The 12,629-nt window shown below is 61.5% G+C and carries 14 protein-coding genes; 8 read left to right on the forward strand and 6 right to left on the reverse strand.

The annotated features are described in order from the left end of the window. Nucleotides 1–21 precede the first annotated feature (21 nt). From HGP14_RS02430 to pdeM, 4 genes are all read left to right on the forward strand, one after another. Complete coding sequence (locus tag HGP14_RS02430; RefSeq protein WP_168828250.1) at nt 22–777, forward strand: ABC transporter substrate-binding protein; 756 nt, start codon at nt 22–24, stop codon at nt 775–777. 63 nt (nt 778–840) lie between these two features. Then, complete coding sequence (locus HGP14_RS02435; protein WP_168828746.1) at nt 841–2,094, forward strand: FAD-binding oxidoreductase; 1,254 nt, start codon at nt 841–843, stop codon at nt 2,092–2,094. A 106-nt stretch (nt 2,095–2,200) separates the two neighbouring features. After that, nucleotides 2,201–4,711, forward strand: a complete 2,511-nt coding sequence (locus HGP14_RS02440; RefSeq protein ID WP_168828745.1) for a ligase-associated DNA damage response DEXH box helicase — start codon at nt 2,201–2,203, stop codon at nt 4,709–4,711. A gap of 22 nt (nt 4,712–4,733) precedes the next feature. Continuing rightward, entirely contained in the window at nt 4,734–5,459 is a 726-nt protein-coding gene (gene pdeM, locus HGP14_RS02445; RefSeq protein ID WP_168828251.1) for a ligase-associated DNA damage response endonuclease PdeM, read from the forward strand. Between the two features lie 36 nt (nt 5,460–5,495). Here the strand turns inward: pdeM and HGP14_RS02450 are convergent, their stop codons facing one another. After that, complete coding sequence (locus tag HGP14_RS02450; RefSeq protein WP_168828252.1) at nt 5,496–5,729, reverse strand: hypothetical protein; 234 nt, start codon at nt 5,727–5,729, stop codon at nt 5,496–5,498. A gap of 396 nt (nt 5,730–6,125) precedes the next feature. On the opposite strand from HGP14_RS02450, the gene HGP14_RS02455 reads away from it, so the two are divergent. Then, complete coding sequence (locus HGP14_RS02455) at nt 6,126–6,371, forward strand: DUF3302 domain-containing protein (protein ID WP_168828253.1); 246 nt, start codon at nt 6,126–6,128, stop codon at nt 6,369–6,371. Next, nucleotides 6,368–7,309, forward strand: a complete 942-nt coding sequence (locus HGP14_RS02460) for an HlyD family secretion protein (RefSeq protein WP_168828254.1) — start codon at nt 6,368–6,370, stop codon at nt 7,307–7,309. The genes HGP14_RS02455 and HGP14_RS02460 overlap by 4 nt, the downstream gene beginning before the upstream one ends. Nucleotides 7,310–7,344: 35 nt before the next feature. On the opposite strand, the gene HGP14_RS02465 is transcribed toward HGP14_RS02460, so the two are convergent. Then, nucleotides 7,345–7,926 (reverse strand): transglycosylase SLT domain-containing protein, encoded by a 582-nt coding sequence (locus HGP14_RS02465; RefSeq protein WP_168828255.1) that lies wholly within the window; start codon nt 7,924–7,926, stop codon nt 7,345–7,347. A 56-nt stretch (nt 7,927–7,982) separates the two neighbouring features. Further along, nucleotides 7,983–8,951: an alpha/beta fold hydrolase gene (locus HGP14_RS02470; RefSeq protein WP_168828256.1), complete on the reverse strand. Its 969-nt coding sequence runs from the start codon at nt 8,949–8,951 to the stop codon at nt 7,983–7,985. Nucleotides 8,952–9,039: 88 nt separating this feature from the next. Here HGP14_RS02470 and HGP14_RS02475 point away from each other — a divergent pair, with 88 nt between their 5' ends. Continuing rightward, nucleotides 9,040–9,618 (forward strand): TetR/AcrR family transcriptional regulator, encoded by a 579-nt coding sequence (locus tag HGP14_RS02475; protein WP_168828257.1) that lies wholly within the window; start codon nt 9,040–9,042, stop codon nt 9,616–9,618. A 7-nt stretch (nt 9,619–9,625) separates the two neighbouring features. Here the strand turns inward: HGP14_RS02475 and HGP14_RS02480 are convergent, their stop codons facing one another. Further along, nucleotides 9,626–10,189, reverse strand: coding sequence for a dihydrofolate reductase family protein (locus HGP14_RS02480; RefSeq protein WP_168828258.1), 564 nt, complete (start codon nt 10,187–10,189; stop codon nt 9,626–9,628). A 93-nt stretch (nt 10,190–10,282) separates the two neighbouring features. Here HGP14_RS02480 and HGP14_RS02485 point away from each other — a divergent pair, with 93 nt between their 5' ends. Continuing rightward, nucleotides 10,283–10,789, forward strand: coding sequence for a helix-turn-helix domain-containing protein (locus tag HGP14_RS02485; protein ID WP_168828259.1), 507 nt, complete (start codon nt 10,283–10,285; stop codon nt 10,787–10,789). Here HGP14_RS02485 and HGP14_RS02490 read toward each other — a convergent pair whose 3' ends face one another. After that, nucleotides 10,790–11,599, reverse strand: coding sequence for a TIGR02186 family protein (locus HGP14_RS02490; protein WP_409527056.1), 810 nt, complete (start codon nt 11,597–11,599; stop codon nt 10,790–10,792). Continuing rightward, entirely contained in the window at nt 11,599–12,519 is a 921-nt protein-coding gene (locus HGP14_RS02495; protein WP_168828260.1) for a sulfite exporter TauE/SafE family protein, read from the reverse strand. Before HGP14_RS02495 ends, HGP14_RS02490 begins: the two co-directional genes overlap by 1 nt. Nucleotides 12,520–12,629 lie beyond the last annotated feature (110 nt).

Genomic DNA, 12,629 nt, shown 5'->3' on the forward strand with positions numbered 1-12,629 from the left:
AATTCCAATGGGGGAACAGCAATGAGAAAAACGATTTTCCTGGCGGCCGCCGCCTTGCTTGCAGCGACGCACCTCGTATCTGCCGAGGATACGATCCGCATCGCAACGGAGGGCGCCTATCCTCCCTTCAACTACGTCGAATCCGACGGCAGCCTGAAGGGTCTCGACGTCGACATGGCCAATGCCCTTTGCGAGGAGATGAAGGCCAAGTGCACGATCGTCGCGCAGGATTGGGACGGCATCATTCCCGGCCTTCTCGCCAAGAAGTATGATGCCATCGTCGCGTCGATGAGCATCACCGAGGAGCGCAAGAAGCAGATCGACTTCACCAACAAATACTACACGACGCCACTCGCCGTCGCCGTTCCCAAGGACAGCGCGCTGAAGGGCGTCAGTGTCGAGGACATGAAAGGCATGGTTGTCGGCGCGCAGGCTTCGACCACGCAGGCGGACTACCTCAACGACGTCTACGCGAAGGGCGGCGCTGAAGCGAAGATGTATCCGACGCAGGACGAGGCCGTGACCGACCTGCACAACGGTCGCATGGACGCGCTGATCTCCGACAAGTTCGTGGTGGTCGACTGGCTGAACAAGGCCGGCAAGGATTGCTGCAAGCTGCTCGGCGACGTTCCCGGCACCGAAACGCAAGCCGGCATCGGCATCCGCCAGGGAGAGACCGAACTGAAGGAGCGGTTCAACAAGGCGATCGACGCGCTCGTCGCCAACGGGAAGTATCAGGAAATCACCAAGAAGTATTTCCCTTTCGACATCTACTGATCGCTTGCCGATCCAATCGCACGGAGGCTCGGAGCCTCCGTGCCCTTTAGCCAAGTCTATCCGATGAAAACAGATATCCTCGTTCTCGGTGCCGGCATCGTCGGCGTCAGTGCGGCCATTCATTTGCAGGGTCGCGGCCGGTCCGTCGTGCTTGCCGATCGCGGCGAGCCCGGCGGCGGCACCAGCTATGGCAATGCCGGGCTGATCGAGCGTTCCTCTGTCATTCCCTACGCTTTCCCGCGGCAGCTCGGCGCTATTGTCAAATATGCGCTGAACAACTCATCGGATGTCCGCTACGATCCAGCTTACCTGCCCCGCATTGCCTCGTGGCTTGCGCGCTACTGGTGGCATTCCTCGCCAAGCAATCTGGAGAAGGCGACGCGGGCGCTGTTGCCGCTGATCGAGGCGAGCGTCTCCGAGCACGACAAGCTGATCGGACGGGCGGGCGCTGCCGATCTCATCCGCGAACGCGGCTGGATGTCGTTCTACAAGGATCCGCGCCGTTTCGAGGCCGCCCGCGCCGAGGCCGAGAGCCTGTCCGCCTATGGTCTGGCGACACGCGTCCTCGAAGGCCGCGAGTTTCTGGCGCTGGAGCCAGCCTTTGCCGCGACCGGCAGCCGCATTGTCGGCGGCGTTCACTGGCTCGACCCGAAGACCGTGACCGACCCGCAGGCGCTGACAGTTGCCTATGCCAACCTCTTTACGACCGCCGGCGGCAAGATCGTCCGCGCCGACGCTTCCACCCTGCGCGAGGAGAAGAACGGCTGGTCGATCACGACAGCCGAAGGCGAGGTCATCGAAGCCGCAGAGGTTGTCGTCGCTCTTGGGCCTCAATCTGGCCTGATCTTCCGCAAGCTCGGCTACCCCTTGCCGATGGCCATCAAGCGCGGCTACCACCGCCATTATGCGCAGCGCGAAGGTCAGCCTCTCGGCCACCCTGTCGTCGACGAGGAAGCCGGCTACGTGTTGGCTCCGATGGCGCGCGGCATCCGGCTGACGACGGGCATCGAATTCGCTTCGCCCGATGCTCCGCCGAATACCATCCAGATCAGCCGCGCCGAGGATCACGCCCGCGCGCTCTTCCCGCTCGGCGAGCCGGTGGAGGCGACGCCATGGCTTGGCCTGCGGCCCTGCCTGCCCGACATGCGGCCGGTGATCGGCCCTGCGCCGCGCCATCGCAGCCTTTGGTTCAACTTCGGGCATGCCCATCACGGTCTGACGCTAGGTCCCGTAAGCGGCCGGCTGCTGGCCGAGCAAATGGCGGGCAACGACACCTTCGCCGATCCCAGGCCATTCCATCCGCATCGCTTTCTCTAGATCAAAGAGATAGAGCGGGATTTCGGCCGAAAACCGCTCACACTTTTCGGCATCCCGCTCTGGATCCGCCATTCTATTCCGGCGGTCGGTGCATTACCTTAGCGCCGTGGACCAGATCGATTCCGAAGCCCGCGCTGTCCTGCCCGCTCCCTTCATCCGCTGGTTCGCGGAAAAGGGCTGGCAGCCTCGCGTCCATCAGCTGGAGCTGCTGGCCCGCGCGGAAGCCGGCGAAAGCACGCTGCTGATCGCACCGACCGGCGCCGGCAAGACGCTCGCTGGCTTTCTCCCGGCGCTGACCGATCTCACCCGCCGCGGCAGGATTCCGCCGGGCTCGGCCTTTACGGGTATCCACACGCTCTATGTCTCGCCGCTGAAGGCGCTTGCCGTCGACATCGAGCGGAACCTGATGAAGCCGGTCGCGGAGATGGGCCTCGCCGTCACCGTCGAGAACCGTACGGGCGACACACCGCATGCCAAGCGCCAGCGTCAGAAGCTGAACCCGCCCGATATTCTGCTGACGACGCCGGAGCAGGTGGCGCTTTTGCTCGCCAACAATGAAGCGGAACGCTTCTTCAAGGACTTGAAATACGTCGTCCTTGACGAGTTGCATTCGCTGGTCACCTCGAAGCGTGGGCACATGTTGTCCCTCGGCCTTGCCCGCCTGCGCAAGCTCGCGCCCGGCGTGAGGACAATCGGTCTGTCCGCCACCGTCGCCGAACCCATGGACCTGCAGAAATGGCTGGTGGCGCAGGAGGAGGGCAGGGAACGTCACGCCGGTCTCGTCATGGTCGACGGTGGTGCCAAGCCGGAAATCTCGATCCTCTCGACAGACGAGCACATCCCTTGGGCCGGTCATACCGCCAAATACGCCATTCCGGATATCTACAAGCAGCTGACCGAACACCAGACGACGCTGCTTTTCGTCAATACGCGCTGGCAGGCCGAAATGCTGTTCCAGGAACTCTGGACGGTGAACGAGGAAAATCTGCCGATCGCATTGCATCACGGCTCTCTTGACGTCGCCCAGCGCCGCAAGGTGGAAGCTGCCATGGCCGCCAACAAACTGCGGGCCGTTGTCGCCACCTCGACGCTCGACCTCGGTATCGACTGGGGCGATGTCGATCTCGTCATCCACGTCGGGGCACCGAAGGGTGCCTCGCGTCTTGCGCAACGCATCGGCCGCGCCAACCACCGCATGGACGAGCCCTCGAAGGCAATCCTGGTTCCCTCTAACCGTTTCGAAGTGATGGAGTGCCAGGCAGCACTTGATGCGAATTACCTTGGCGCGCAGGACACGCCGCCTGTTGGCCGCGGCGCGCTGGACGCGCTCGCGCAGCATGTGCTCGGGATGGCCTGCGCCGCACCGTTCGACATACTGGAGCTCTACGATGAGATCGTCAGCGCCTCGCCCTATGCCGATCTCAGCTGGGAGACTTTCGAACAGATCGTCGATTTCGTCGCGACCGGCGGTTATGCGCTGCGCACTTACGAACGCTATGCCCGCATCCGCAAGACGAAGGAAGGCCGCTGGCGCGTCTCCAATCCGCAGGTCGCGCAGCAATATCGCTTGAATCTCGGCACGATCGTTGAAAGCCCGATGCTGAATATCCGCATGGTCAAGCGAGGTCAGGCGGGCAAGATCGGCCGCGGCGGCGCGACGCTCGGGAAGGTCGAGGAGTATTTTCTCGAGCAGCTTGCGCCCGGCGACACCTTCATCTTTTCGGGCAAGGTGCTGCGCTTCGAGGGCATCCGCGAAAACGAGGCGCTCGTATCGCAAGCTTTCTCCTTAGATCCCAAAATCCCTTCCTATGCCGGAGGCAAGTTCCCGCTGTCGACCTATCTCGCGGATCAGGTGCGCGCCATGATCGCCGATCCTGACCGGTGGCATCGCCTGCCGGATCAGGTGCGCGACTGGCTGGCGCTTCAGAACGACAAGTCGATGCTGCCGAAGCGCGACGAATTGCTGATCGAGACCTTCCCGCGCGGCAGCCGCTGCTACATGGTCGCCTATCCCTTCGAAGGGCGTCTCGCGCACCAGACGCTCGGCATGCTGCTTACGCGGCGCCTGGATCGTGCCGGCGCCAAGCCTCTCGGTTTCGTGGCCACTGATTATTCGCTCGCCATCTGGGGTCTGGAGGACATGGGCCTCATGATCCAGAGCGGCCGCCTCAGCCTTTCCGATCTCTTCGACGAGGATATGCTCGGCGACGATCTGGAAGCCTGGCTCAACGAATCTTTTCTCTTGAAGCGCACGTTCCGCAATTGCGCCGTGATTGCGGGCTTGATCGAGCGCCGCCATCCGGGCAAGGAGAAGACAGGGCGGCAGGTCACCGTCTCGGCCGACCTGATCTACGATGTGCTCCGCAACCACGAGCCGGATCACATCCTGCTTCAGGCGACACGGCAGGATGCGGCGGCCGGCCTTTTGGATATTTCCCGGCTTGGCGATATGCTGAAACGAATCAAGGGCCATATAACGCATCGCCCGCTGGACCACATTTCGCCGCTTGCGGTGCCCGTCATGCTGGAAATAGGCAAGGAAGCGGTGCCCGGTGAAGCCCACGATGCTCTGCTCGCGGAAGCCGCCGACGACCTGATCGCGGAAGCGTTGAGTTGAAGACTTAGGATAGACGAGATCGATGAACCGCCTGGCGCTTGCGCGTGAACTGAATGGATTGGCTGCGATGCCCGGCGTCGAGACGGCCGTTCATGGCGTTGCGGCAGTCTGCGATCCGTTCGGCGCGCTCTATCTTCCGGACGCCGGGATCCTCGTCGTCTCCGACTTGCACCTCGAAAAGGGCGCGGCTTTCGCCCGCCGCGGCATGATGCTTCCGCCCTACGATACGCTGGCGACCCTGACCGTGCTTTCCGCCGTGATCGCCCGATACGATCCCAAACTCGTCATTTCTCTCGGCGACAATTTCCACGACCGCATCGGCTCCGCGCATCTGCCCGAGGCTTTCCGGACCCTTATCGTCAATATGGCTCGGGGCCGCGAATGGATATGGATCAACGGCAATCACGACCCTGATGGCACCGTCGATCTGCCCGGCACCTGCGCCGACGAGATACACCACAGCGGCCTGACTTTCCGCCACGAGCCGAAGGCCGGTCTGCAAAGCGGAGAGATCGCCGGGCACCTGCATCCGGCCGCCACCGTCCGCCGCCGCGAAAAAGCCGTCCGCCGCCCCTGCTTCGCCACCGACGGCGCGCGCCTCTTGATGCCCGCTTTCGGCGTCATGAGCGGCGGCCTCGACCTGGGCCACAAGGCCATGAAAGGCTTGTTTGACCAGGCCTCTCTGGTCGCCCATCTGCTCGGCAGGGACAGGATCTATTCCGTCAGGTTCGGCAACCTCGCGGGATGAGCCCAATCGACGGCAACTGGTCCAGCCGTTTTCGCTTTAGTCACCGAAATAGTAGAGAGGCTGGCGCGTCAGCTCGCCGCGGCCGAGATGGCCGTACACGTCTTTTCCCAGGATCCAGAACGAAATTGCCTGGGTTTTCATACAGAAAATATAGTCGCCGGAGATCCAATGCTCTGCCTTCTTTCCGTAGAGCGGATAAAGATAGTCGCCAATCTCATACATGACAGCCCGGTGTGAGCTGTAATCGTATAAGTATCGCTCCGTGCCCATCTATTCTCCTGATTCTATTTCAAGAAGAATCCCATGGTGCAGAATGTATTGTCAAACAATACTGTATCTATGTGGCAATCAGCCCAATTTTGTTTCGTTTCCTGACGTTGTATATGGTTTTTACTAGATTTTCTTCGTTTCTTGCGCCGCCACGAGCGGCGGCCTCGACATCGGCCGCAAGGCCATGAAAGGCTTGTTCGACACGACGGCGATGATCGCGCACCTGCTGAGGCGGACGGACTTATTGCTCGGATGGCTGGTAAGCGCAGTTGCCGCTCGGCAGGCTTTTTCGCGGCAGCGCATCGGTCTCAGGAACCAGTAAGTCCTTTCGGAATATTTGTTTTTCGCCTGAGTGCGGACTATCATCCTTCCCGCCGCAGGGAGGAAATGATCGCCATGAGTGTCATCGACATCTTTGCCTGGATCGTGCTGATCGTGCTCGTGCTGAGCACCGTCGCCGTCATCGTCTTTCTCGCTATGCTGCCGGGCATGATCGCCAAGAGGAGAAACCATCCCTGGGCGCAAGCGGTGACCGTCGGCGGCTGGGTGACCCTGCTCCTCGGCTTTGCCCTCTGGCCGATCGTGCTGATCTGGGCCTACGTTGATGTCCCGCGTCCATCGAAGACGGAGGGTGTGTCGTGATCGTCGTTCTCCTGAATGTCTATCTCGTCATTCTCTTCTGCCTGGTGAAGCTCCGCATCGTTCCCTTCAACCTGTTCTGGAAGGTCTCGCCGGTCCTCGTGCTGCTGCTTTTGCTCGTCGGCCTTTTCATCCCTATGAACTGGGGCGCGCCGCAGGGGCCGGCGCTCGTGGTCCGGAACTCGGTCGCGATCGTCCCCAATGTTGCTGGCGAGGTCATCGATGTACCGGTTCAGGCGAACACGGGGCTGAAGGCGGGCGACGTCCTCTTCCGGATCGACCCGGTGCCGTTCCAGGCGAAACTCGATGCGCTGGAGGCGCAACTGCAGCTTGCCAAACTGCGTCTCGACGAGACCACGCGGCTACAAAGGACCGGCGCTGGCCGCGCCTTCGATATGGAGCAGGCGCAGGCCGAAGTGGACCAGCTGCAGGCTGAGATCGTTAGTGCAAAATGGGATCTCGACAAGACCGTCGTGCGCGCGCCTGCCGGCGGATATGTCACCAATCTTGCCTTGCGGTCGGGAGCCCGCGTCTCGAGCCTACCGCTATCGCCGGTCATGGCCTTCATCGATACTGCCGATACGATCATCGGCGTCGAGGTGCCGCAGATCGACGCGCGCTACGTCGAGCCGGGCCAGCCGGTCGAGGCGACGTTCAAGTTCATGCCTGGCAAGGTCTATACCGGAAAGGTCGAGAGTATTCTCCAGGCGATTGCGAGCGGCCAGGTGCAGATTTCCGGGGCCGCCGTCTCTCCGACGGCAATCAAGACGGCGCCGCTTGTTGTCAGGATCCGGCTGGATGATGCGGATTTTGCCGCGCGCATGCCGGCCGGCACCACGGGCGACGCGGCGATCTTTACCGATCATGTCAAGGCGGCACATGTCATCCGCAGGGTGCTGCTGCGACAGGTCGCCATCATGAACTACGTCATTCCGTTCTGAAGGCCTTCCGATGCGCGAGGCCCCTCACGCGCTCGTCAGTCGCACTGCTGCAGCTGCTGCTGATAGGTCGTCGCCATGCTAGCGAAACGCTGCGCCGTCTTCTGCAGCTGGGCGTTCGAGCGCCAGTCGCCGCGTTTGTATCCCGTCGGACCGGAGTAATAGGCTAGATAGAGGCTGTAAGCGTCGTTCAGCGGGATGCCGGTCGCCTGGCTGTTGCTATAGTGATACCAGCCTATGAAATCCACGGCGTCGGAGAAGTTGGCGCGGCTCGCCGCCCAGTTGCCGGTTTCGGATTGGTAGTGGCCCCAGGTGCCGTTGAGCGCTTGCGAATAGCCGTAAGCAGTCGATGGGCGCGTCCAGGGAATGAAGCCGAAGAGTTTCGTGCGCGGCGGGCGAGCGTTCGGTTGAAAACCGGATTCGACATACATTGTCGCCATGAGGATCGGCACGGGCACGCCGTATTTTCGTTCGGCTTGCGCCGCCGCGCGCTGCCAATTGGTGAAGAGGCCGTCGCGCTGGTCGAAGACGGCGCAAATGTTTCTCGTCTGGCGGGGTGCCGTCGCGCAACTAGCGACTAGCGCCAGCAGCACCACGGCGAGAAGGCTACGGGTACGCAAAACAGAACCTCTCGTTTTCGAGAGATTACTAACTCGTAAATCTTAAGAAGCGGTTTTTATTCAAAGGCGAAGTTATGTCCGTCACGATGCAGGACGTGTGCATCCGGATAGCCATGCTTCGGCCAGGGATTGACCGCGTCCCGCAGCCACACCACCGTATCGAGCCAAAAACCTTCTGCATGCTGCGAGTGGAAAAGACTGAAGTGCCCGATGGCGTCGAATCCCAGATCGTAGGGCTTCAGCATTACCTGCTCCGCCGCGGCATTCCGGTAATAACCAAGCGCACGGCGAACGGCGGAAAAGGTCGCGATTGGGTCGTCGGTGACGCCGATTGCTAGAATGGACGCACGAACCGCATCGAAGCGGGCGATGACATCTTGCCGTTCCGGAGCCGGATGGCTGTGCTCCATCCGCGCGCCGCGAAAGCTCCACTCATTGGCGACGCCAGCCGGCAGGTCTTCCAGCCAGCCGAGCAGTCTGCCTGGAAAATAGCCGAATGCCGCCGTCATGGCGGGCATGACGACGTGCCACTTCCAAAACAGGCGCCATCGATGCGCATGCGCGTAGTCCCGCCAATAGCCGTATTGCGCGCCGATCGTCAGCATCCGGTCGATACGCCCGGCATTCCTCGCAAGTGCCGGCAGGAACCCGCCGATACTGTGGCCCACGACCAGGAGCGGCTGCATCGGTTCGCGATCGTACATGAACGTCAACGCTGCTTCGAAGTCGAACTCGCCCCAGTCCCGCCAGCGATAACCACAGCCGCGGAGGCGAGCGGGGCGAGACAGGCCGATCCCGCGATAATCGTAGGTCAGGACATCGAAGCCGTGCCCTGCAAGAAACCGGGCATAGCGATGATAATAGCCGGCGAGTACGCCGGTGGCTGCATTGACGACGACGCTGCCTGAACTTTTCCCCCCGGTTGCGCGCCATAGATGGCCGCCGAGAAGCACGCCGTCGCGGCAGCAGATCTCGACGCGTTCGCCCTCCTGCGCAGATAAATATGCCGCCTCACTCGCGTCCATCGTGCCAAGTCCATTCCGCTGCAATGACTGGACCGTTCTACACTACGGGCGTGCTTGGCAACACTCACTAGTCGGTATACTTTGGGTCATGGGACAGCCGACCCCAACGACCCGAGATCGCATCGTCAACGCTGCCGCCAGGCTTTTTTACGGGCAGGGCATCCGCGCCGTCAGCGTCGATGCTGTCGCGGAAAAGGCGGGCGTCACAAAACGCACGCTGTACTACCATTTCGACAGCAAGGACGACCTGATTGCCGCCTATCTCGAAGGTCGTGATCAGCCCAATCTGGCCGTATTCCAGCGATGGTATGCCGAGGCCGAAGGCAGCGTGGACGCGAAGGTCAAGGCGATCTTCGACCAATTGGCGAAGTCTGCGCGTCATCCGAAATGGAAGGGTTGCGGTTTCCTGCGAACTGCAGCCGAGCTCGCCGGCATGCCGGGCCATCCAGCGATAAAAGCAGGCGTTGCTCACAAGCAGCGGGTCGAGGACTGGCTGACGCATGTTCTGGAGGCGGACGGCATTCCGGACGCCCGCACACTCGGCCGCCAGATCATGCTCCTGCTTGATGGAGGCTTTGCCGTCGTGCTCTTGCGTCGCGATCCGTCTTACATGGAAACGGCGGGCGAAGCGGCCGCGGCCCTGATTGCCGCCGCCGCGCGGTCTTGATGGGACATCAGGCCGGGGTTGTTGCCGGCTCGTACCGCAGGATCACGGCGCCCGTCGTGAGTGGTGTCGCCTCGAGCAATTTCATCGGCATGGATGCGGCTGCCGGTTTGAAATGCGGGTTGCCGCCGCCGAGGATCACAGGGACCAGGCAGATGCGGATTTCGTCTACCAGCCCGGCCTTCAGCATGGCATCCGAAAGCTCGGCGCTTCCGAAGATGAAGATCGTCTTGCCGTCCTGCTGCTTGAGCTTCCTCAGCTCGCTGACTGGGTCGCTGACGACGCGGGCATTGTTCCAGCCCGGCTCCTTCATCGTGCGCGACACGGCGATCTTCGCGATATTATTCATGTAGTCTTTGATCTTCCCTTCGCCTTCGGCCGATGGCCAATAGTCGGCCATGCCTTTGTAGGTCTTGCGGCCGAAGACGAGCAGGTCGCCTTCTTCACCGAATGCCTCGGCATATTTCTGAAGCTCCGGTCCCCAGACCAGGTTGTGAAAGTCGATGTCCCACGGCTTCGTGCCTTCGAAGTAGCCGTCGAGCGTCATCAGATTCCAGACAACAAGCTTTCTCATGTTTCATCCTCCTCAAAACTGATTGCAAATAGCAACTGGTTGAAAGTTAGGTCGACTGATGGCAAAATGCAAGCGGTTTTTTGGAAAATGAAAATGGACGACCTTCACCGCTCCGGCTGCCCGATCAATCTGACGCTAGAAATACTCGGCGACCGCTGGAGCCTGATTATCATCCGCGACATCATGTTTGGCAACCGGCGCCACTTCCGCGAGCTTCTGCAGAACTCAGAGGAAGGCATCGCTTCGAACATCCTCGCCGATCGCCTGCGCCGCCTGGTGGACAAGGGCTTGCTGACCAGGGAAGACGATCCCACGCACAAGCAGAAAGCCATCTACAGCCTCACTGAAATGGCGATCGATCTCGTGCCGCTCTTCGCCCACATGGGCGCCTGGGGCCGCAGGCATTTGCCGGTGTCCGAAGAGCTCTCTATTCGAGCCGAGCTCCTGAAAGACGGTGGTCCTCAGCTTTGGGAGGATTTCATGGAGGAATTGCGGGCCAAGCATCTCGGCAAGCAACTTCCGCCCGGAACGCCGTCGGTGCTCGGCCGTCTGACCGAGGCCTATCTCGACGTCGTCGCGAAAAAGCAGAAGTCTGCCTGATCAGTCCTTGCGGAACACGATACTCGCGCCCCAGCCGGTCACCACGGCCAGGAGCACTGCGAAAAGGCCGTAGGGAACCGGCCGTTCATGGGCCGCGTCGGTGATCGTCTGCTCGATGCCGGTCTTGATGACGCGCAACGGCACGGACCTCTGCGTCACGAACACGCCGCTCTTGAAGAGATAGGCGCGCACCGTATGCACGCCATTCGGAATGTTGGCGGGCAGACGAAGAGTTGCCTTGAAGAGATTGGAGCTGACGAAGCGCACACCCGTCGGGTCGCGCTCGTAAAGCCCGCCGGCCTGCTGCAGCCGGCGGAACGCCGTGCGGAATTCGCCAAGGGTGCTCCCGTCTCCGACGAAACCGACGGGCGTCAGCGGGATATGATCGATGCCGATCCCTTGATCGTCGAGGGCGAGCGGCGTCACCACGTCGTCAAGCGAGCGTGAGCTCGACATCGAATAGGAATGCGGGACGCCTTCAAAGGTCATCGACTCCGTGTTGATCCAGATACCGAAGACGCGCTCCTTCCGGCGTACTGTCGCACTCTCGCGCGGACCCTCCAGAACGACGACGACATCATACTGGCCGACGGCGAGCAGCAGGTTGTCGGTATTCGTCAGCGCCCCGAAGATCGTCAGATCCGCGCCCCGAAAATCGGAGGAGATGGCGATCTCGCTGGTGGACGTGCCGATTTCCAGGCCTTCGCGCTCTTCTTCCGAACTCTGCCCCGGCAGCAGCATCTGCGCGGCGGCAAGCCCCGGCAGCAGCAGGCAGAACAGGAGGAAGAGGCAGAGGCGCAACCGTGTCATCAATACGCTCCCATCACCACGGAATAGACGTCTGCCGGCGTCACGACGAGGGCGATCGCCAGCCTGATGCCGACGGCGAGAACGAGCAGCCCGAGCAATGCGCGCAGCTGCTCGCCGCGCAGCTTCTGGCCGACGCGCACGCCATATTGCGCGCCGACGACGCCGGCCACCATCAGGATGAAGGCCAGCACGATATCGACGGAAAAGTTGGTCGCGGCCTGGACGACGGTCGTGTAGGCCGTCACGAAGATGATCTGGAAGAGCGACGTCCCGACGACGACATTGGTCGGAATACGCAGCAGGTAGATCATCGCCGGCACCATGATGAAGCCGCCGCCGACGCCCATGATGGAGGTCAGGATACCGATCGCAAAACCGAGCGCTATGATCGGGATGACGCTGAGGAAAATCTTCGATTTCTTGAACCGCACCTTCAGCGGCAGCCGGTGGACCCAGTGATGATGGCCGGGCCGGCGCGGCGTCGGCGGGATGTTCTTGGCCGCTCGCCGCATGGCATTGATGCTTTCGAGCAGCATGAGCCCGCCGACGGCGCCAAGGAAGATGACGTAGAGCAGCGAGATGATCAGATCGAGCTGGCCGATCCGTCTCAAGAGCGAGAAGATCCAGATGCCGACCGTCGCGCCTGAAAGACCGCCGATCAGCAGCACCGTCCCGAGCTTCACGTCCAGCGTCCCACGCCTGAAATGGGTGATCGCGCCGGAGATCGAGGAGGCGACCACCTGGTTCGCGCCGGTCGCAACGGCGACGACGGGCGGGATGTTGTAGAAAATGAGAAGCGGCGTGATCAGAAAGCCGCCGCCGACGCCGAACATGCCGGAGAGGAAGCCGACGGCCGCACCCATTCCCAGGATGATGAAGATGTTCACCGACAATTCTGCGATGGGCAGGTAGATTGTCACAGCCGACCTCGAATTATGAACTGCCCTCCTGGGCAGGCCTTCTCACGTCCCGTTCGAATGGCGCATCATACGGTGAAATCGTTGCCAGAGGCTTTCGATAAGCGACATGC

The organism is Rhizobium sp. P32RR-XVIII (assembly GCF_012641395.1).
Lineage (GTDB): Bacteria > Pseudomonadota > Alphaproteobacteria > Rhizobiales > Rhizobiaceae > Rhizobium.